The organism is Streptomyces sp. NPDC093094 (genome assembly GCF_044754345.1).
Lineage (GTDB): Bacteria > Actinomycetota > Actinomycetes > Streptomycetales > Streptomycetaceae > Streptomyces.
Genome location: NZ_JBIVOX010000008.1, coordinates 1 through 21,357, shown reverse-complemented (window position 1 = coordinate 21,357; position 21,357 = coordinate 1). Strand labels below are relative to the sequence as shown.

At 67.9% G+C, this 21,357-nt stretch carries 8 protein-coding genes and 1 pseudogene; 2 read left to right on the top strand and 7 right to left on the bottom strand.

From position 1 onward, the window contains the following. Positions 1-41: 41 nt before the first annotated feature. The 5 genes from ACIQGV_RS18215 to ACIQGV_RS18195 all read right to left on the bottom strand — a co-directional run bounded on the left by ACIQGV_RS18215 (position 42) and on the right by ACIQGV_RS18195 (position 12,339). A complete protein-coding gene (locus tag ACIQGV_RS18215; RefSeq protein ID WP_402495895.1) occupies positions 42-2,300 on the bottom strand; it encodes a CHAT domain-containing protein in 2,259 nt (752 codons plus the stop codon). 839 nt (positions 2,301-3,139) lie between these two features. Continuing rightward, a complete protein-coding gene (locus ACIQGV_RS18210; RefSeq protein ID WP_402495893.1) occupies positions 3,140-4,381 on the bottom strand; it encodes a hypothetical protein in 1,242 nt (413 codons plus the stop codon). Continuing rightward, on the bottom strand, positions 4,378-9,426 hold the full coding sequence (locus ACIQGV_RS18205; RefSeq protein WP_402495891.1) for a hypothetical protein: 5,049 nt from the start codon (positions 9,424-9,426) through the stop codon (positions 4,378-4,380). The genes ACIQGV_RS18210 and ACIQGV_RS18205 overlap by 4 nt, the downstream gene beginning before the upstream one ends. Next, a complete protein-coding gene (locus ACIQGV_RS18200; protein WP_402495888.1) occupies positions 9,423-11,423 on the bottom strand; it encodes a CHAT domain-containing protein in 2,001 nt (666 codons plus the stop codon). The genes ACIQGV_RS18205 and ACIQGV_RS18200 overlap by 4 nt, the downstream gene beginning before the upstream one ends. Before the next feature lie 91 nt (positions 11,424-11,514). Further along, complete coding sequence (locus ACIQGV_RS18195) at positions 11,515-12,339, bottom strand: hypothetical protein (protein ID WP_402495886.1); 825 nt, start codon at positions 12,337-12,339, stop codon at positions 11,515-11,517. 1,199 nt (positions 12,340-13,538) lie between these two features. Here ACIQGV_RS18195 and ACIQGV_RS18190 point away from each other — a divergent pair. Next, positions 13,539-16,535, top strand: coding sequence for an NACHT domain-containing protein (locus ACIQGV_RS18190; protein ID WP_402495884.1), 2,997 nt, complete (start codon positions 13,539-13,541; stop codon positions 16,533-16,535). A gap of 1,013 nt (positions 16,536-17,548) precedes the next feature. Continuing rightward, positions 17,549-17,674: pseudogene (locus tag ACIQGV_RS18185) on the top strand (IS5/IS1182 family transposase); the annotation flags it as partial. 423 nt (positions 17,675-18,097) lie between these two features. Here the strand turns inward: ACIQGV_RS18185 and ACIQGV_RS18180 are convergent. After that, positions 18,098-18,781, bottom strand: coding sequence for a response regulator (locus ACIQGV_RS18180; RefSeq protein ID WP_402495881.1), 684 nt, complete (start codon positions 18,779-18,781; stop codon positions 18,098-18,100). 5 nt (positions 18,782-18,786) lie between these two features. Continuing rightward, positions 18,787-21,174 carry a sensor histidine kinase gene (locus ACIQGV_RS18175; protein ID WP_402495879.1) on the bottom strand — a complete coding sequence of 796 codons (2,388 nt, stop codon included), beginning with the start codon at positions 21,172-21,174 and terminating at the stop codon, positions 18,787-18,789. Positions 21,175-21,357: the final 183 nt, after the last annotated feature.

Here is a 21,357-nt window from a genome sequence, read left to right as displayed (position 1 = left end):
AGGCCGTTGGCCATCAGAAACACAGAAGTCCGTCTGGAGTGCTAGGAGATCGCGGCGCGTGCCGCGGGGCTGCCGTAGACCGCGTAGGCCAGCCAGGTCGGGTCTCCGCCCTGGTCTCGGATGGCCTGTCGTGCCTGAAGTGATGCCTGGCCCAGTGTCTGTCCCTGAGCCACCAGGCGGTCGTAGAAGGTGTCGGCGAACGTGAAGGCCGAATCGGATCGCACGGGCCACAGGGTGCCGACGAACGCCCCGGCGCCGGCACGCAGGAACTGGGTTGCCCAGCCCAGGCTCGAGGCGAACCAGTTGATCTCGCCGACGCTGCGGCACGCGTTGAAGAACACCAGAGGGTGACTTTTGCGCAGGGCACCGGACTGCGCGGCGTAGGCGAGATCGAGCGGGTCGAACGGTCCGTCGGCCATGGTGACGCGGGAGCCCGCGGAGGTGAAGCTGTTGTGGCAGGCGAAGTGCAGCAGTCCGGCGGACCCTTCCTCGATCAGGTCGCTCACGGTCCTGCGGTAGGACAGTGTGCCGTGGTCGGCCGGGGTGTTCCCGAGCCTGGTGCGCAGGGCGGTCACCTCACGCTCCGCCTCCGGCGGCGAATCCGGGGGAACGACGAAGGCGACCCTGTGCAGACGCAGTTCACGGACGCGGTCCTGACCGAAGACCCGGCGCACCACGGGTAGCCACTCGGCCAGAAAGCCGTCGCCTTCCTGATCGCGGTCGCGCGGATACAGCAACTCCCAGGGCACTGCGTCGTGTTCCCCGAGGACGGTCAGAGAGGTGATCCGGCCCGCCTCTTCCCAGAACTGGCGTCGCACCGCATCGGGCACCGCGCTGGCCCACAATTGGACTCCGAGGTTGCGCAGCCGCCGACGCGCCTCCGTGTCCGTGGTGACTGCGCCGGGCCGGGCTGCGGCGGCGGTGCGGCGCAGCTCGTCGTACATCAGCTCGCGGGCACCGTGGGGGTTTCCGGCCATGAGGTGGAACGACTCGGGGGCGTACGTGGTCTCGCTGAGCAACTGGAAGCTGTGAGCCCCGCCCGGGCCTTTGAGGACTTGCAGGGTCACCTCGCCCGGGTCGAAGGCCAGTGTGGTCAGCGGTGTGCTGTGGGGCGGGCCGTCCCGGGCGGGAGTGTCGGCCTGGACCGAGATCTGCGCCCGCAGTTCGCCCAGGAAGCTGCCGCCGCGAAAGGCGCGTACGGTCACGGTGTGCAGCCCTTGTGCCAGGGTGCGCAGCCCGAATCGCACCACGTCCGAGTCACGGCCGGGCAGCACGGTCACCTCCTGCTGGAGATCTCCCAGAGCCAGCAGTCCCGGCGCGTGCACGGCGATGGTCAGCCGGGCCCCGCCTGCCGGGACATGGAAGTCGCGCAGTGCCGCGCCGGTACCCGACGATCCCCTCGTCACCTGGACCTGGAGGGGCACTTCGCGGCCGGGCGGGGCCTGCTCGGCGAGCTCGGCCGTCAATGTGTGCGGCTCCACAAGCGGTGCTGTCGGTACCGTACGACGGTTGTCGGGAGGAGCCGGCACGTGGCTTTCCGAGGTGCCGGAGGGCCCGGTTCCGCTGCCGGTCCCACCGGGGGAGTCGGGGGGTATCGGCGAGTGAGAGTCGAGCGGAGCAGCTGAGGAGTCGTCATGTCCGAAACGGGTGTCACTCATCGTGCCGAGCACGTTTCTTGCACGGTGACGGTGTTCCACAGCTTGCCGCACAAGCTCCGGTTGCCTGCTGCGTATCTGGTACTTCTCCATCACCTGCGCGATGTAGCGGCGTACCGTCCGGATCGAAAGGCCGAGGCTGTTGGCCGCCTGTTCGTCCGTCAGACCTGAGGCGACCAGCTTCAGTACCTCGGTCTCGCGGGCGGTGAGGCGCGGGAGGGCAGGCGCCGATGTGGCTGCGGTGGGGGGCTCGGGCAGGGGGACGAGGTCGGCGAGTGCCGTGCGATGTACGGCTTCGGTCAGCTCCTCCCGCGTCGGCATCGATCTGAGCAGGAACGTCGTGACACCGGCGGCTCTTGCCTTTGCCAGGACGTCCGCACGTACCTCGCCGGCCGACACGACGAGGATGCGCAGTGAGGGCCTGGCGTCGAGCAGCTCGCGGCAGAGCTGGGCGCCTGACGTGGCGAACAGACTCAGGCCGATCACCACGACGTCGGGTTCGGCGGTCTGGATGTGGCGTACCGCCTGCTCATGGTGACTTGCTGTGGTGACCACGGTGAAACCGGACGTGGTCAGCTCACGGGCGAGAGCGTCACGCCACAGGGGGTGGTCGTCGACGACCATCACTTTCACGCTGTTCGTCATGGCTCCAGCCTCTTTTCACCTTGGCTGCCGCTGCCGGCCTTCCATGGCCGCGCCGGTCTCCGACGCCACGAACGGCATGCCCCGGCGGGAGGAGTGTGTCCACACTCCGGTGCTCGCCGCGCGGCACGGAGACATCCACGGGCGCGCTGTCGTCGTGCAGTCGGAACACTCCGGCAGCGGCGAAGGCCGGCATGTCGAGGGGTTCCCACGGGTTCGTCCAGCGGGCGAGGGACGCAGGCGGGACGACCGGCCGGCTGCCGGAGCAGGGCAGGATCTGACTGCCGCGCGGATCGCAGGCGTGGAAGAACGCCGCCCGGGGCCGAAGGCCACCAGAGAGGACGTCCACAGGGGGTCGGCCGCGGTGGCCATGTCGACGGCGACGACTCCGCCCAGGGTGTGGGCGACGACGCGTACCGGACGGTCAGGGGTGTGTCCGAGGGCGGGGTCCACGCTGCCGATCGACTGCCGCACCCGGGCGTGGACGGTGTTTCGGTGGCGCTGGTGGGCCAGCACGTTTCCGAGGAACCGTGTGGTTCCGGGCCCGAACTTGATGCGCAGCGCGTTGTCGAGGCGTCCGGTGGCCGCCTGGATCTCGGCGCCGGTCGGTCGCTGTCTGTCCGTGGCGTCGTCCACGGTCGTCCCCCAAGTGCACTGTCGGAGCGTCTGTGTGCCGGCTGTGAAGGGTCCTGTGCGTGTGACTGAGCACCGGTGCGGTGTGTCCCGCAGCCTACGCTCTGTGACCCCTGGAGCGTGGCCGTTCACTCGGTCGGGGAGGCATGTGCCTTGTCGGTCGAGCTGATCCCGGCTCGAAGCCGAACCATCGGAGCCGCGGCTGCTGTTCAGGCCGTCAACACCGCTCGTCCATGTGCAGACGCAGACGCAGACGCAGACAGCAGACCGGCGAGGAGATGGCCGACGTCGACGGCCCGTTCCGCGGCGCCGGACGGGACGGATCCGGCAGCGCGGGAACCGTCGGGGCGTCCCTCCAGGACCTCCGTGATCACACGGGCCTGCACGCCGAGCCTGTCGTAGGCGTCGGGGTTCTGCGAGAAGGCGTCGGCGGCTGCGGCCAGTGCCTCACGGGCGTCGACGGCGGACGACGGCATCCCTGCGAGGAGGTTTCCCACCGCAAGCCCCGTGTCCAGCGTCTCATGGCACTGCAGCACCTCAGACAGCTTCCCACCCCCGAGCGCGGCGTACCCGTCGCTCGTCAGCGCCCGGACGACGGTTCCGGGTTCGTCGGAGGGGTCCGAACCCGGTGATGCGAACACGGCGTGGCAGACCGCCAGACGAACGTCCTTCGGTGGGTACGCCCCGACCGCGGTCGGGGCGGTCTCCAGGGCATCGGAAAGGGTGGCGACGTAGGCGGGTCCGCAGGCGAGACACGCGCAGACGTCCGCGAAGACCTCGCCGAGCCAGCCTTCCCAGACCGACTGCCGGCCGGCGGGTAGGCCGCCGGCACGCAGTCTGGCCTGCAAGGCACGGGTCATTTCGCAGTCGTCCTCGATGTGGTGGCCGACTTCGTGCGCCACGGCGAGCACATCGGGGAGGTGCTCTGTCTGATACCACGGCACGCCGATGATCGGGAACGGCAGTCGACGCACGGCATCGGCTCCGGGCCGGGTACGGACACCGCTGGGCAGCAGCCCGCGGTAGTCGCTTCCCCGGGCGAGCGTGAACGGAACCGCGTCCCGGCTCAGGAAGACCAGCGGCGGTATGGACGAGGGCAGCCCGGCCGCTTCGAGCGCGGGTCGATAGCAGGCCCAGGCCAGTTCGTCGGCCGTGTCCAGGAATTCCTGATACTGGGGCAGGCAACGCAGGACGAGTTTGCTGCGGAAGAAGTCCCACACGTGGTGAAGATCCAGGATCGGCTCAGCCAGCTCGGAGTCCGGGAGTCGCGAGAGATCACTCAGAGAGGTCCTGATCAGACGCGTCAGGCAGGCCACCTGGCTGTGATGCTTCTCCAGCGGTTTGTTCGGCTCGGCGGCAGCTTTCTCCCAGCAGGTCGTCTCGCGGTCCAGACTGTCTTTCAGGTGGCGCAGCCGGGCCCGGCTGCGCTGCTCGTAGTCGGCGCCGGTCATGAGAGCACGCACGTGGCGTAAGTGGCGGGAGCGGTGAACAGCGTCGTGCTGCCGACGGCGAGCCATTCGTGGCCGTTCGGCACGAGCCGTCGCGTCACGAGCAGTTCGAATGCCTCCGAGAGTGGCAGCCCGTCCCGGATCGCGGTGGCGAGGATGTCGATCGACGGATAGGTGCGGGACTCGCTCAGCCCGATACCGAGGACGGCGGCGGCCGGAAGCTCCGCGAGCAGCTGTGCGGCGAAGATGTTGCGCCGGAGCAGTTGCTCGGGGATGTCCAGCGGGGATCCGGGCAGCGGCGGGTCGAGAACCACCAGGCAGGCCGGCAAGTTCTGCAGCCACTGTGCCAGCGTGGGGGCCGACAGGTCGAACCCCTGGGACTTCGTCGCCCACCTGTAGTCGGAGTAGGGCGCGGAAAGGTCGAAGTACGGCTCGCGCGCGGTGGTCTCGAGCGGGGCGCTGACATGGATCAGGCTCGGTGAGCATCGGCAGGGCCTGCGGATGTCCACGGCTTCCGTCAGTCGGATGTCGAACCCCCGGGAGGCGTAGTGGTCGGCCAGATCCACACCGGACTGGTAGTGACTGCCGCGGGATTTGTACTGAACGGCCGGTGACGGAGCGATGAGGGCCACACTGGGCTGGTCCGTGCGGGTCCGGCGGCGGGACAGGTCCAGGGCTGCCAGCTCTGCGGCGGTCAGGCCGCCGTACTCCTGGCCGGTCAGGCGGGTGAGGGCCGCTCGGGTGCGTGGTCCGAGGAACCCGTCGACCGGGAGCTGCGGATCGACCGTCTCGCGCAGTGCGGCCTGGATTCGCAGGCTCGCGCCGACGTCGGCCAGGGCCGGCCGGGTGCGGAATCCGATGACCGGCACGGCCGCGCCCGGTCGGCCGAGTCCGGTCACGGCCGACTCCCATGGCAGTGCGTGAACCAGCGGGTCGTCGGACTCCATGCGCAGCACGCGGAAGCCGCTCCGGTCGGGAATCTCCGGCACGGACTCGGCCAGAGTCATGTTCAGAACTCGTACCACGGCCTCCAAGTCGTGGACCAGAAGCCGTTGCAGTGCTTCGGGATCGTCGAGGGGTACTCCTTCGGGGGCGGACAGGCTGATCGGCAGCTGAACGGACTCCTGCTCCAAGGAGCCCAGCCTTGCAGTCCCGGGCGGTGCGACGCGGTGCGGCAGGCCGAGACGCTTGTAGACCCGGCTGGCCGCCCGATGTGCCTCCTCGTCGTCGGTGATCTCCGCGTAGGCGCGCAGTGCTTCGGCACCCCATCGGGTCGGTCGGTGTACCTGGGAAGCCGCTTCGACCGCTTCCTCCGCCAGCCGTCTCGCCTTCATGACGTCCCGACCGCGCCGTGCGTCACCGGCCAGCCGCAGCAGGACGGCGGAACGAAGCAACGGGGATCGGGCCGTCGGCACCCGCACGGGGCGGTCTCCCTCGAGGGGCACCCCGAGGCGGCGGCGGGCCTGGACCCAACGCCACTGGGCGAGTGGATCGTTCTCCTCCAGGACGTCCGCGGCTTCGTCGAGCGCCCGGCGCGCGCTGTCGCGCCGGCCCGCGAGGCGGTCGAGCTCGGCCAGCAGCATCCGGTGCAGCGCCTGGTCCTGCGGGTCGTCGATGTCGTCAGCTGAGGGCAGGACATGACGCAGTGGTTCCACCACCGCATTGCTGGGGTTGCGGGGGGTCGGGCAGCGCCGCAGGTCCTCCATGGCGAAGAGTCGGGCGGACGGGGGCTGCAGGGTACCCAGGGCCTCGGCGAGTGCCGGGATCGACTGTCTGTTCTTCCACCATGCCTCAACCAGACGGTGCGCGGCGAGAATCGCGGTGTGGCGTGGTGGGATCGGCCTGGTGACGTCTGCGGCCCGCTCGTCCGTCTCCAGCCGGCGTCCGGCTTTTCCGGCCAGCTCACGACCGAGCAGGTTCGTACGAAGCGTGAACTCCGCCTCGGGCGGGTTCCAATGACCGGAGGGTGGCCCGGGACGCCGGTCGGCGACGGCGAGCAGATCCGCTGCCTCTGTGAGATCTCCGACCTCTCGGATCAGGAAACGGGCGTGCAGATAGAGACATTCCGGATGACCGGTCCGGTATCCGAACTCCGCCCACATGCTCTCGGCCTGCCGGAACAGTGCTTCGGCGTCGTCCACCTCGAGCAGTTCGCCCATGACGACGGCCCGCAGCTGGTGGATCTGGGCTTCGAGCCGGTACCGGGTCGCCCCCAAGATCTCCGCGGCGACGGAGAGGGCGGCGTCCAGTGTCGTCAGGGCATGGCTCCCTTGACCGAGCATCAGCTCCGCGCGGGCGGTGAGGAGCAGTGCCGTCACCCGGGCGTCGCTGATGTCGCCGTGGGTCACTCGTTCCGCGCCGGCCAGGGCCGGAGGCGGCAGAATACGCAGGGCTGCTGTCGGCCGGTAGCAGGCCAGCAGCAGCCTGGCCCGTGTCAGGGTCACCGGATCCGTCCTGGTCGTGGTCCCGGATCCGGGTCCGGCCCGCTCGCACCAGTCCAGGGCTTCCTGCAGCTGGCCCTGTGCCGCTCGTTCGCGTGCAAGGGCGAGCGCGATCTCGTGCGCGTGGCCGGTCCTCCCTTCTCGCCCGGTCAGCTCGTACGCCTGTTGGTAGGCATCTCTTGCGGACGTGTCGCCGACGGCGGCTCTGCTGTCGCCGAGGACGCGGAGGACGTCCGCGCGCTCCTCCGGCATGGCCTCCGCCAGCGCGCGTGTGGCGAGCAGATCCGCTTCCTGCGCACGGCCGTTGACCGTCAGAAGCAACGCGCGCAGCGAGTTCTCCTGGCTGGTGACGGGCACTGCGCTCGACGGAAGGCTCCTGAGGCGGTCGGCCTGGGTCAGGGAGTACTCGACCTCCCTCCACCGTGGATCCGACGGGCTCGCCCGGTCACGGAGCGCCTGTCGGCTGATGGCGTACGCCTCCTGAAGGTGTGCCTCGATCAGCTCGGTGTAGGAGATCAGCGGCTTTCCCTGCCGGGTGAGTCGGGACTCGCCCTGCTCGTCCAGATAGTCTCTGCCGAGAACTTCGGTGGCGAGTGCGTGCAGTTCGTCGAGCGAGTCGGTCTGCCGCGCCCGGCGCAGCGCCGCCCTCCACCTGTCGGCGGCCCTCTCGTCCTGCATCTGGAACCGGTGGTAGACGGCCTCACGCGTGAAGTCCGCCCACCGGTGCGGGTACTGGGCCGCGAGCGCCTCGAAGTGTTGAGCGAATGCCTGGTGAAGCAGCGTGAACACCCGTTGGCGGGACAGCAGGAGGCGTTGCGGGGCGAGGATGTCGGGGTGGAAGATCACGGTCGACGGGTCTCCGGGTGCTTGTGAGACCCAGGAGGAGCTTCCCGCGTAGTCGAGCAGCCTCCGCCAGATGTTCTCCAGCGCGGCATCGTCCGAGGGCGGTTCGGCGAACGGATAGGCGTCCGGGTCGGCGACACCGTGGATGTCGTTGCGCGGATCGTCGTCCGGGGTGGGCCCGCCCATGTTGCTCAGGAAGGGGAGCATCACGGGGAGGTCCTCTCGCCGCAGCTTGCGGGGTACGACGCCGTAGCGCACCAGCCAGCGCACCGCGGGCTCCTCGATCCGACGCACGACACGCTCGATGAGCAGTGGCATGGTGGGCTCGGGCACCTTCGCCAGGGCCTCGGCGGTCATGTCGGTGTCCTGTTCGATGGCGTCGGCGTAGACCGCGAGGGTGAGCGGTCGGCCGTTGGCGCGTCGTCGTGCGACAGCTCGCTTGCCGGCGTCGGAGATGCCGCGGATCCGGTGAAGGTACCTCTCGGCCTGCTCGTCGGTGAAAGGCTCGACTTCGACCCGCTCGCTCCCGTCCAGTGCCGTTCGTGCCTGCGGTACGCGCTCGGTCAGGTCGTACCGCCCGGCCAGCACGATACGAAGGCTGGGGCAGCATGTGCGCACCTGCCCGAGCAGTTCCAGGAAACGGCCGGTGTCCTGCTTGCCTCGCAGCAGCAGCTCTTCCAGTGTGTCGCAGACCAGCAGTGCCGGATCGGATCCGGCCGCGGCGTTGAATCTGCTGACGAATATCTCGATGATCTCCGACCGCAGGGTGTCGAGGTTCTGGATCCGCAGACTGTCGGCGGTCGTGCGGCTCAGATCGGACGGGTGACGGCGCAAGAGGCTGCGCAGGGATCCGTACGCGTCCAGTTTGCCGAACGGCCTCTGCGGCCAGCGGTTGTCGAACTGCGCGGCGGCCTCGAGCAGACCCAGCCAGGGATGGCGCCCGATCGCCACGGGGGACACCGCGTCGAAGTCGATCCGCGCGCAGGGTATGTCCCGTTCCGCGGGGACGCAGTAACGCGTGACCAGCCAGCGCAGCTGCATCGTCTTGCCCATGCCGGGAGAGGCGAAGACCTGCCACACCCGGGTTCCGTGGTCGGCCATGAGGGCGTCGGCCCGCTCCCGCAGACCGGTGGGTGCCAGGTACTGGGCGCAGCGGGCGTAGTCGACCGCCCAGTAGGACTGGGCCCGAAGGTAGCCCGAACGGTCCAGCAGCACGCGGGCGGCGTCCGGGCCCGAGACGGTACGGCGGTCGGGATCGCCGAGAATGTCCAGCAGGTCCTGGCAGCGGGCGAAGTCCCGGTCGCGGTCCGCCTGACCGAAGAGCTCGTCGAACAGTTGCAGACCCTGGGACGTGTCGGCCACCAGCAGGTGCCGCAGTTGCTCGCGCCGGTCTCCCGCGGCCGCCGCGTGATCGGCGAGCTGCCGCTCCAGGGCAGCCAGGTCATCCGGCGCCGGGCCATCGGTCCAGCCCGTCAGCCAGGTCTGCATGTACATCGTGCGGTCGTCGGGCAGCAGTCGATGACGGCCGGGTTCATGGGGTACGTCTTCGACCGCGCCCAGCTCGGACAACTGGTCCAGCGTGGGCGCGTCGGCCCCGCCGTACGGACGCAGAAGGCTCTCGAAGAGCTCCCGGTCGAAGGTGACGGCGGCGGCACAGGCCCTGAGCAGGGGCTCCCATGCGCTGGGGCGCAGGGAGCGGCGGATCTCGGCGAGGCTCTCACCCGAGGCGATGCGGGCGCCGATGTCGGCGAGTGCGTTGGTCATGTCCGGCCTGCCGTTCCCTTGACCAGGATGTTCCTGATGTCGCCGAACAGCTCGACGTCGACGTTCTCGCGGCTGCGGAAACCCTCGAAAATCTGTCTGGTCCGGGAGAAGTCCAGACCTGCCCGTTCGCAGTACTCCTCGGCCAGCCGCATGAACTCGCGTTGGTTGAAGTCGCCCAGTCGGAGCAGCGGATTCCACATCCTGTTGCCCTCCTCGGGCAGCGCACTGAAGATCCATTCCTCAGTCGCCACCAGGACCAGCCGCAGCGGTGATTCCTCGTTCCGCGCGATCGGCGCGATGAACTCGGGGTAGACGATCTGCCGGCAAGGTGCCGGCAGGAGGAGCTCGGCGTGGTCGAGGGCGAGGACGTGGACGCGATCGGGCGAGGCCGCGTGCAGGCCGTCCAGGAAAGCCCGGAAGATGTGCTCTCTGCGCTGGTCGGCCTGTCCGACCTGCTCGTCGAAGGGTTCCCACCGATCCGCGACGGGTCCGGGGGCTGTGGCGGTCACCGGCGCGCTTCCCTCGACCATGGCGTTGAGCGTGGCGTTGAAGCGGGAGAACGCCTCCGCGGGCAGCGGCTCCGGCTGGCTGCTGTCCATGCATGCGCCGCGGATCGCGCGCAGCAGGTCCAGCCAGTCCTTGTGCTGAGAACCCGGCTCCGCGGCCTCGTCCGCTGAGAACCGGTTCCCGAGGTCCACATACGTGATGCGGTAGCCACGGACGAAGCAGCTGAGCAGGCAGGATCGGGTGAGCCAGGTCTTGCCCGTGTGCTTGAAGCCGCCCTTCGAGTGTCCTGAGACGACGAGCAGCGGCCGTGCGGACGGCTGCTCGGTGACACCGAGTGCCCGCCATGCCGTGCGTCGCTCGTCCGTGCGGTCCACGAAGAGGTCCAGTTCGCTGTACAAGGAGTGCTCGCACAGTTTGGTGATGTCCTCCTCCCTCGGCTTGGGGTGGATCGCCAGGGCCGACTCCGGGCGGTGGCGCGTGACGAGCACCGGCAGCGCCCACCATCCCTTGTCCGCATGGGCGAGACGCAGTTTCCGCCGTGCGGCGTGTACCGCCTGGTCCACCGCCCCGCCCTGCGACAGGACCTGGTACAGCTCCCCGGCGAAGACGACACTCACCGGGGAGTCGATGTCGGCCTGCATCGACACGACGGCGCTGACGTCGGCCTCCAGGAAGGCGTGGGCCAGACCGCCGAGCCGGTCGACAGGGTCGTCCGTGGTACGGCAGGCGTTCAGGACGATGAGCCGGGGACGCCACTCGTCCAGCAGTTCCATGACATGGTCGGAGGTCAAGAACCACTGCTGCAGCGAATCGGGCGGTTGCGTCGGCCCGGTGCCCCAGTTGAACGGCAGCCGGGCAGGAGCCCCCGGGACGGCCGGCATACCGTGACCGATGAAGTGCAGGATGTGCGGCCGCCACGTCCTGACCTCGTCGAAGAGCTTCTCGGGGGACGGGCCGTCGAGCACCTGGAGGTGGGCGCGGCCGGGCTTGGTGCCGAGGGCGGCCCCCACCCGGGCGATCTCGTGGTCGGCGAGGGTCTGCCAGTCGTCCGGGTTGCAGACCACGACGAGCACCCGCAGCGGACCCAGTTCGGCCCGGGGCGCCTGATCTCCCACGCTGTCCGGATCGTTGCGCCCCGGAGAATGCAGGCGGGAGAACAGCAGCTTCGGGTGATGGAAGAGCAAGGTCTCCCGATCTCTCAGCAGTTCCCACGGCAGTGAGCGCAGATCTTCGACAGCGATCTCGATACTGATGCGCAGCGGTTCACTTCCGGTGCCCGAGGCTCGTGTCTGCTGCCACAGCTCTCCCACCGCGCCGGGGGTCAGGAGCTGGAACAGGAAATCGCCTGCGTCCCGGCGGCGTTGGTCACGAGCCCCGGCCCCGAAGACCTTCCGGAGATCTTCGATCCGCGCGAGTGCCTTCGCCAGGTCGAAGTCCTCTGTCGCCTCCTGCGCCGCTCCGGTACCCGTTTCCTCCGCACGCAGGCTCACCTGGACGGGCCGTTCACCGCCGGCGGCCCTCGCAGAGGGGCTCGGCCGAATACGGAATCGCACGATCTTCACTGTCGCCCCTGGAAGAGTGTCAGTCGTTCCCGGGGTCGTGGAACGGAAGCTCCTCCGTCCCGTCGCCCGGTTCCAGGGCAGCCTCGGGATCGTCCCCGATCTCCTCGCTCAGCAGCGGAGGAAGGGCGGAGGGAAGTGCCCCATGTCCCGGCGGCCGCGGTCCGTACTCGGCCAGGACCTTACCGAGCCAGCTCTTGCGCAGGCGGATCACCTGGTAGAACGGTGTGACGTCGGTGCCGGTCCACTGGGCGCCGAGAGCGCTGTGGCGGACGACCGACGCCCCGAGCGCGAGATCCGCCATGCCGAGCCCACCGATCCCGGCGGACGCGGACACCTTGAGTTCGGCCATCGCCCCGCTCGCCTCCGCGGTGAGCACCGTGGCGCCGGCTGCGGCGACGACGCTGGTCACGGCCAGCAGCGAATCGTCCCACTCGTTGTTCCACCACGCGGCGACCAAGGCATGAGAAAGGCCCCTGACGTCGGAGATTCCGCTCTGCGAATGCTCCCGGAGGACCACGAAGGCCGTTCTGCCCCTCGTGAAGGTCACTGAAGCGCCCGCATCGGCCGCGGCCAGGGCGGACAGAGCCGCAGGGGTTGTTCCTGCGGCTTTGAACGTGACATCCACCGATTGGTTCGAATCGTAGATGAAGGTACCGTCCGGTGTGCCGTGCTCCCGCTGGAACGGGATTCCGCGGGCGGTCAGGTTGCCCGCTCTGCGGATGCTGTCGCTCTGGCGGTCGTAGACGTGACCCAGGCGGACCCGAGTCGACAGCGGCCAGGTGACCCACCAACCCTTCCACTGATCGCCCGCCATGGCATCGCGGTAGACCTCGTACCCGTCCATCGCACCTCCCGGGCAACAGCTCCGACTTCCACCTGATGGTCTGCCGTGAACGAGCGATGCCCACGCAGAAGGGCATCGCGTCAAGACGGCTTCGAGGGGGGCGGTCGCCGCGGAGACAAGGATGTTCCCCCCGGCGATGGCTCGAATGCCGCCCAGCCGTCACACGCTTCGAGCGGGCTGATCCGATTGCCCGGTTCGAACCTACGCAAGTGGTGTCAACGCGGCGTCATCTTGTTGTCATCGTGGGCTCACAAGGACTGAGAACGCTGCCGGTGTCCGCCGTCGACGCCACTGCAGCCGTGCCCACCCGGCCTGCCAACTCGACTGCTACGTCCGTTGTCCGGCGAGGGTGCGGCGCCGTCCGGCATGAGGGCCGCCCGGTGTGGCGTGTTCACGCCCACGGACTGGTGCCGGTAGCTCGTGACTGCTGCTCGCGACGCCACCAACCCTGTCCGGCGTGCCAGGCCCTGCCTCAGTCAGGGAAGCGTCCTGCGTGCCGCGCGGACAGGGGACCGGCGCAGGAAGCCACGCACCCGTCACGGAGCCGCCGGACCGGACCGCGCTGCGGACCAGCCGCGAACAGCGAGGGCCTGTGGCTGCCCAGCAGTGTCCAGCCGCTCTGGTGGATCTGATGCAATGCAGCGGAGTGCAACGCGTGGTCGTCGCGATCGCACTCCCCATGCCGTTTCCCTTCGAACGGAAAGGGCTGGGCGAACCGGCGCACGGCACTGCCGTCGAAGAGCCGAGAGTTCATCCGGCAGTCCGCCACCCATTCGGCCCCGTCGACAAAGCACTGCATGTCCCTTCGTCGTAGCTGTACGAGAACACCCTCACGAGGGCCGCTCATCTTTTCCTCGTGATCGACCCAATCGGCCGCAGAACCCGTGTGGCAGTCACGGTGATCCGCCGCGAGCCCCTGTGGTCCCACGGGGCCCGGAAGCAGGCACCGTCGACGAGGGAAGCACACGTCGAAAATATCGTTGATCATTTGCGGCTTTCGGCGACGCCGGTCCGGGCCGTCCGGCAACATGCCTGTTCGTGGGGCGATTGCCGGTAGAGACGGTCGAGCTGTTCGGGCAGTGGAGGGTTCACGACGACAAGCCGACGCCCTTGACGGGCGAGCGAGTCGCAACGTGGAACAGCCTCGGCACCTGCTCGCGCCCGGCTTTGGTCAGCCGGGCACCGATGGGTGAGGTCGGATGAAACGCGCGCAGCCGGACAGCCCTCGCGAGACGGGTGAGTCAGGTGATCAGCAGGCGCCGCTCGCCGTGATCCTCACGGCTCTGTCGGTGGAATACCAGGCCGTGCGGGCCCATCTCACCGGCATCGAGACTCTCGTGCACGCCTCCGGCACGCGTGCCGAGCGCGGCCGTCTCGCCGGAACATCTTGGTACGTCGCGCTCGCCGAGATCGGTGAGGGCACCCTGACCGCGGCCGCTCTCACCGAGCGCTTCCACACCTGGCTCCGTCCGCAGGCCCTGTTCTTCGTCGGTGTCGCCGGCGGGCTGAAGGACGACATCGAGGTCGGGGACGTCGTGGTCGCCACCAAGGTGTACGGCATCCACGGGGGCAAACAGACCTCGCACGGCTTCCTCGTACGGCCCGAAGCCTGGCGCACCTCCCACCGCCTCGAACAGGCAGCCCGGCACGCCCTGCGTGGCAGGGCCCGCTTCAAGCCGATCGCCGTCGGAGACGTCGTCCTCGCCGACGCCGCTTCCGCGATCGCCCGTCACCTGAACGAGCACTACAACGACGCCGTCGCGATCGAGATGGAAGCGACCGGCGTCGCTCAGGCCGCCCACCTCACGGGTGAGCTGGACGCCCTCGTCATCCGCGGCATCAGCAACAAAGCCGATGCACACAAACACCATCGGGACGCCGAAGGCTCCCCGTCCAAGGCCGCCCAGAACGCAGCCCAAGCCGCGGTTGCCGTCCTGCGGGAGCTCAGCCCAGCCGGCCCTGCGACTGCAGTCGACGGGCACCTGGACGACCACACGACGGCCCTGCTCAGGGCGCAGGAGGCCGCCTGTTCCGCTCTGCCGTACTGGCCGTTCCACCGCGATCTGCCGAAGCTCACCGACGTCTACGTCGAGCCTTCGGTCATCTCCCTGGACGGCAGCGGACTGCGCGGAACCCTGACGACGCTGCTGTCCGACAGGGGCCGGATTCTGCTCCTGGGCCCGGCAGGCTCCGGCAAGTCCACCGCCGGCCTGCAGATGGTGGGCCAAATGAGCGGCGAGATACTGCGCGGGACACAGCCGCCGGACACGGTCCCGGTCTTCGTTCCGGCCCGCTTGATCAGCAGCGAGCGCAACATCCAAGAAAGCATCAGCGCAGCGTGCGACCGGCATCTCGGCAATCTGCTCTCACGTCAGATCGACATCGGCCGGATCGCGGCGAGGCATCGCCTGCTGATCGTGGTGGACGGCATCGACGAGCTGGTCGACCCGGACGAACGCGACCGGCAGATCACGCACCTGGCGCGCCACCTCGACACCACCCGACACGCCGCTGTCATCACCAGTCGGCACTTCTCGGAGAACGAGATCAGCACCTTCGGCGGAATCGAACTCGCCTTCCATATGCTGCCGTTCGACGGTCAGCAACTGCACCAGTTCGTCCCGCGCTGGATGGCGGCCGCAGGATCGGCCGAACCCGGGCGGGACGCGACGCGGTTCCTCCAGCGCCTCCGGCACGGCGCCGAGTACATGCTGTCCTCGCCCCTGCTCACCACGATGTGCCTGATCGTGAGCGATCGGCACGGCCCCGACCTGCCGGTCACACGGCTGGAACTGTACGACAGATTCGTCCAGTATCTGCTCTTCCGCAGAACCCGGCACGCGGAGAGCCGACGCCAGATCGCCTCACTTCTCCAGGTGTACGGAACACCCGGTGACCGGCTTTCCGATTGGCTCTATGACCATCGGCTCGAGCTGTGTTCCCAGGTCGCGAAGCAGTACCTGCAAGGTGACAGTCGTGACCTCACCGACATCGCGGTGGAGTGGATCAAGGAGGAGTGCGAAGACGCACCCTGGGTCGACCGCTGGAGTTCCGTGGTCCAAAGCATTCTGGTGGACACCGGGATGCTGCTGCCGATCGGGGCCGAAGTCGTCTTCATCCATCGCAGCGTCGCGGAGTACCTGGCCGCCTCGCTTCCCGGCATCGGACCTGACTCCTTCGAGTCCACGCTCACGATGATGATCAACGCGCATACGTCGATCAGTCATTTCGAGGGCGGGGGCCACGGCTGGTTCGAGAACAGTGATGCCACCACGTCCTTCCTCCTCTTCCGCTGCCTGTGGCAGGGACGGACGGCACAGCCCGCGGTCTCACGGCTGCTGGCCGAACACGAAGACGACTTCTACACCTACGCCACCTACTGGACCGTGGCGCAACTCGGCGGAGCCGGCGTGCCGCTCGACGACGACGCAGTCGAGCGTCTCTTCGACTTCTTCGTCACGCGCTGGTACGACGTGATGCGCAGGGGCATGCAGTTCCCGCTCTCACCAGCCCAGTACGTCGTCACCCTGCTGGTGCCGCTGGCCCGCCGCTACCCGCGGCTGATGACCGCTCTGCGTCAGTTCACGACAGGTCTGCGAGACGCACACACTGCGGCGATCGGCCTGGGCGGTCTCTGGAACTCGGAGCACCATGACTTCGCACAAGCCCAACTGGCACGTATGGCCGCGTACGAGGGAGACCCCGGCGTCCCTGTCTACGCCGCCCGGACATACGCGGATCTCGGCCAGGACGAAGAGGCCATCGTCCTGGCCGAGCGGGCGATCACCGCAGGTGCCAACTGCTTCGCCGTACGCGACGCGGTGTCCGTCCTCGTCCGCTACGGCCGCTTCGACACCACGGCGGACCTGGTGGCCCAGGCATTCCCCCGACACGACTGGCAGTCACGGATCGAACTCGCGCACTGCCTCACCGGAATCCAGCACACACAGCTCGCAGCAGCACTCGTCCGCGAGCAGCTGGAAGCGACAAGCGCCGCGGACAAAGCCGATTTCCTTCGAACCCTCCACAGCCACCGCTACGGCCCCGAGCCGTACCTGGTCGACCCCAGGCCCGCCTACTACGCCGAAACCATCCAGGCCCTGTTCGACGTAGCGCGCGAACACAAGGCAGCCCTCCTTGCAGATCCTGATCTTCCAGCCACCACGCGAAGTGAGATCGCCGCACTGCAGCTGTGAGAGGTGTCAGGACCTCTACCACACCCCCGTACGCCGCGCGGCCTGCCGTCGGCTCTGCCGAATCAGCACCCGGATCTCCGACACGGAGAGCGCCACGTGGGAGTCGTTCCTGCATCCACCACATCCAAAGCAACCTCGCCGGCAAGCCCTGCTCACCACCACCGCGCACCTGGAACCCGGTCACGGATGGCCGACCCCTGCGAGCTCTCGCGAGCGGCAGTGCCCGTGAGCCGTCAACCGCGCCCAGGTGCCCGGCAGACGGCCGTCTCCGGCAGTCGGTCGAGCACCGAAGAGTGCCGGTGGGCCTTTCGGACTGGAAGAGGTCGTGATTCCGGCGCACGGCTCACGGCCGCACGGGCTTCGGCCTCCTTCGCCACCGCAGCCCCTGCACTGGCCGGTACCCCTCGTTACCGCCGATCACGGGACAGAGCCGTAGGCCGAAAACATCGGCTCTGCTGCGGCGCCTGTGAGCAGAGGCTGTGCGCGTGCCACGAAGAGCGCATGAGCGATGCACGCCGAGGCCCTCTCACCGAGAAGAAATCTTTCTCCGGCGATCTTGACGAGAGTCTGCGCTCCCATCGGCTCGTCCTGGTGCACGATCTCGTGGAGATCTGCACCGGCGACACCCCTCTGTACGATGCTGCCACGGGAATTGCTCGGAGATGCCTCCTCCTCTCTGCGGGAGGTCGGGCGACGCCTCATCGACGAGGGGAGAGGCGCGGTTGGTCGAGAGGTGCCGCACCTCAGATGCGACCGGCTGCCACGACCGCGTGGAGTTCTGCGTCGCGCAGGATTCGCCACGGCCTGCAGTGATCGCGCTGGAACGGATGAACAACTGGACATCGCGGGAGCGGCGGTTGTGCGAGTGGAGTGGGCTGTCGCCCGCTGGTCCTGTGTCTGTCCTGGGCCCGGGTGACCTGCCGGCATCGCGCGCGTCGCGTTCCCGGTGTCACAGCCTTGCCTTCGGCGTTTGCGGTGACCTCTGCGTGGTCCCACAGGCGGGCGCGGCCGCGATGCCCGGCCGTCTCCGGGATCGGGGCGCCGACCGCGTTCCCGGCGGTGCGCGTGGGGGCCGGTGGAGCGATCACCGTCCGGTGATCAACGGTGTGCTGTACCGGGTGGGAACGGGTGTGCAGTGGGCTGTCTCATGAACACCTTCCATACTCGGGACTGCCCTTGACGTCATAGCACCTCAGAGTCAGCCAGGTGGCCGTTGTTTTCTTGGAGATCGTCTGCAGAAGCCATCGCTTCTGCGTGCCGCCGCATCCGATGTGGAGTTCGTAGGGCACTCCTTCCAGGACGACTGCACGGTAGACGGCCGTGGACCGCCTTCTCGCCTCGGCCCGCCAGGGGGCGAATTCACCGACGTCTGTGGCTTGCTCGACCCAGACGCCGACCACGGGCCGACCTGACTCGCAGCTGATCCGCCCGGAGACATTCCGGTGCTGAGCGGGCGACCACGGAAGGTGGCCGGGTCCCAGGACGAGTGGTGACGCAGCTGCTGTGATGGAGGTGGCGACACCTACGAGCACGGTCAAAGTGGTCTTGCGCACCGAGAGCCTCTACCCGTCCTCCGACTGTTCTTCTCGGGGACGGACTTCCCGGAGAATCTCGTGGGGGTCGGTGATGATCTCGTCCTGCAGGGCGGCGTAGTGCAAGGGGAGAAGGTCATCCACGGGACGCCCTACGGCTCGGTACTTCTCCTTGATACGTCTTTCATGATCCCGGACGGTGTCTTCCCTGATCCCCAGTACGCGCGCCACGCGCTTGGGCCGGAGGCCACTGGCCAGGTGTTTCGCGATCTGCCTCTCGCGCGGAGTCAGGCCAGGGTCCGTGCTGTTCTGATCGCCCCACACAAGTGCCGGTGCCATGCGGGGGGAGATGACTCTATTGCCCTGCGCCGTGTCCCTGACGGCACTGTGCAGCAGATCCCTGATGCCGTCCTTGGGCAAGAAGTTCAGTTCCATCAGACGGATCGCTTCGGTCACTTCACGCCGGTCGGGCTGCGAACTTATGGCAAGCACGCGAGCGCCCCAGGCGCGCAGCCTTGCGACGTTCGCTTCCAGTCCGGCTGCACGGTCCGCCAGCATGACATCGAGGATGACTACGTCCGGCGGCTTCTGACAGCACTCGATCAACCTGTCCACGCTGGGACATGCCGCCACTACCGCTAGCTCGTCGGACCCCGTGGCGACCAATTCCCGCAGAGCGCCGAGAGCCAGTTCGTCGTCGTCGACGAGCGCCACGGCGATCAAGGGCGGCCTGCCACAGCCAGCCACACCTCGGCGGTGGGAGAATCGGGTTCGTCATCGACGTCCAGCTCGGACGTGAGCAGAGGGCTGGTCGCCAGAGAAAGCTCGATCTCCGTGCGCAGTGCCGCGGTTTCGGACTTGAGGGTGTGGCATACCAAGGTGATGCTGTGGATTTGGTGATGCCGATCATGTCCAGCGACTTCCCAGTCCAGGGCCGTCATATCGGTGTCCGCGTGGAGGCCGATAACGGCTCGTCCGGGGGAGGCAAATGTGAGCGCCGTTGCCATGACTGTCAGCATAGACCGGCGTGTGTGGGGAGGGAACCTCGCAAGATCGTCGGCTCCGCGGATGTCGACTCGTACGGACCGGTCTCCTGCCTCTGCGGCCAGCGCTGTCAGGTCCGCTGTATCCGAATTCAGTTCCGCCAAGACGTCCTCATGTCGCATCGCGAGGCTGGCGGCTTGGAATCGTCGCCTTGTTCCCATGTCGTTCGGGTCTGCGATTCCGTCGGCAACCGATTTGAGCAGAGGGCGGATGTGGGAATCGAATCTGGCTGCCCTTGCCTGGCGCGAGCGCCGCTCCTCGGATTTTGCCTGCAGGTCCGAGCTCTTGATCCCGGACTTCCACATGGACCAGACGGTCTCCCTGGTGATCTTAATGAGGATATAGAATCCGACGGCGAACCCCGCCTGCAGCATCATGTTCTCCAGCAGGATCGCGCCGAGCTTGAGCAGGCCGGAAGGGCTGCCCCCGACCTTGGCGAAGATGCAGACGGTCTGGACCGCGTCGTGCACCCCCAGAGCGATGACCACCCGGACGGCGTGGAGGTGGACCACTGCAAGGCTGAGCGGCCAGATTGAGTCGCCGAACGCCCAGTTGGCGAATCCGAGCACCCCTTCGGCCCGGCAGTCGACGACGACTGCGGCGGATGCCAGGAGAGTGGCGGCCACGCACCCCCATACCACCGATGAGTGCAGCCGGCCGATTTTGATGCCTAGAGCCAGCGTCGTACCCGCTGCCAGTTGGAGACACCAAGCCGCCAGGGCCACTCCGACGCTTACGTAGTCGTGTGCGAAGTGGATCAGCGCGTACAGAGACAGGCCGTGGTACACCAAGCCGCTCGTGATGATCAGCCGCACGAAGGTGCTGCCCGACAGCGCCAACGCGCTTGAGCCCGGAGTCTTGGCGGCGGGGTTCTGGGGAGGGCTCGCCTTCCAGTCGAGCAGCACGGTGGTGCCCAGGCCGATACCGGACCGCACCCGCGCATGTCCGCCTACCTTTCCCATGCGTTCGGTGATGGACTCGCGCACACCCTGTTTGTCGGAACCCACCTGGTCGAGATTGAATCCGCGTCCGTCATCGCGGACGGTCACCTGCACGCTGTCTTCGGCGGTGACGATTTCCACCCTTGCGTGCACGGTTCCGGAATGCGCACGCACGTTCGCAAGTGCTTGACGGGTCGCTTCCCCGACTGCCTGGGAAACGGCCTCGGGAATTTCCGACACAGACTGCTCGTGAGCAGTGAACTCGACATCAAGGCCGATGCTTCGCGCCCATGTGACTGCCTTCTCGACGCCATGCTTGGGTGAGTGCGCCAACTCTGTGGCCAGGTGTCCTTCGCGCAGGTCGCGAAGCGCGGAGAGCGACCTGCGGCAACTCTCCAGTGCTTGGGCACGATTGTCGAGCAGCCAACCGTCACCTACCAGCCACAGTGTCGCTCTGACCTTGTCGTGCAGTATCACTTCCTGGGCCTGACGTTCGGCCTCCCGCCGCGACTCGATAATGGTCACGTGCTCATCCGCCAGCTCACGTCGCATCGCCGCGTCCGCACGGCGGGCTGTTCCCCGCAGGGCGCGGACAGCGGCAGTTCCCACCAGACACTGCATCAGCAAGACGAACGAAGTGCCTGGGCCGTCCGGAACCAGGGCCGACCCGCCCGCGGCGATGATGCCCGACAGATAGCCCGCGATCAGCAGAATGAGTACCCCCACCGCCTCCGTCGGTGTGAGCAGCAGACACGCGATGAACAGCGACAACGAGGCCCCGGCGAAAACCCAGTTCGTGCCGTCACCGATCAGGGACGGGGGAACGAGGGACGCCTGACCCATGAGCGTGGTGGTGAAGAACAGCGCGTCCATCCAGGCCATATGCCGTGTCGGGCAGTCGCCGCCACGCGACAGGAACCACACGAACGCTGCCCAGCCCAGCCCTGCCAAGGCCACCGGGAACGCCGCCCACGGCATGGTCGAGAAGGACGCCGGCCACAACACAGTGACGACCACCAGCACGCCCCACAGGACCCGCAACACCGCGGTGATGCGTAAGAACACCGTCTGGACCGCCTCGGTGATCGAACGTGAGGCGGACACCGTCTCGTCCCAACGCACTAGGTCCCATGGCCAGCCAACTGCTGAACCAAAGCGCCCTGCAATGCCTGAGTGCTCTGCCAAGATTGGTCCTCTCCATCCGTGTCTCAGAGGGCGTTAAGTCCGTTTCTGATAGCGGCCTCGTCCGGGTTGTTCGAGGAGTCCTTGGCGGACGAGTCGTCCCAGGCGGGAGCGGGTGACGTT

Bases quoted from the DNA above. Each gene is read 5' to 3' on its own strand.
- ACIQGV_RS18195 (WP_402495886.1), bottom strand. From the start codon at position 12,339: ATGGACGGGTACGAGGTCTACCGCGATGCCATGGCGGGCGATCAGTGG.
- ACIQGV_RS18215 (WP_402495895.1), bottom strand. From the start codon at position 2,300: ATGACGAACAGCGTGAAAGTGATGGTCGTCGACGACCACCCCCTGTGG.
- ACIQGV_RS18210 (WP_402495893.1), bottom strand. From the start codon at position 4,381: ATGACCGGCGCCGACTACGAGCAGCGCAGCCGGGCCCGGCTGCGCCAC.
- ACIQGV_RS18190 (WP_402495884.1), top strand. From the start codon at position 13,539: ATGAAACGCGCGCAGCCGGACAGCCCTCGCGAGACGGGTGAGTCAGGT.
- ACIQGV_RS18205 (WP_402495891.1), bottom strand. From the start codon at position 9,426: ATGACCAACGCACTCGCCGACATCGGCGCCCGCATCGCCTCGGGTGAG.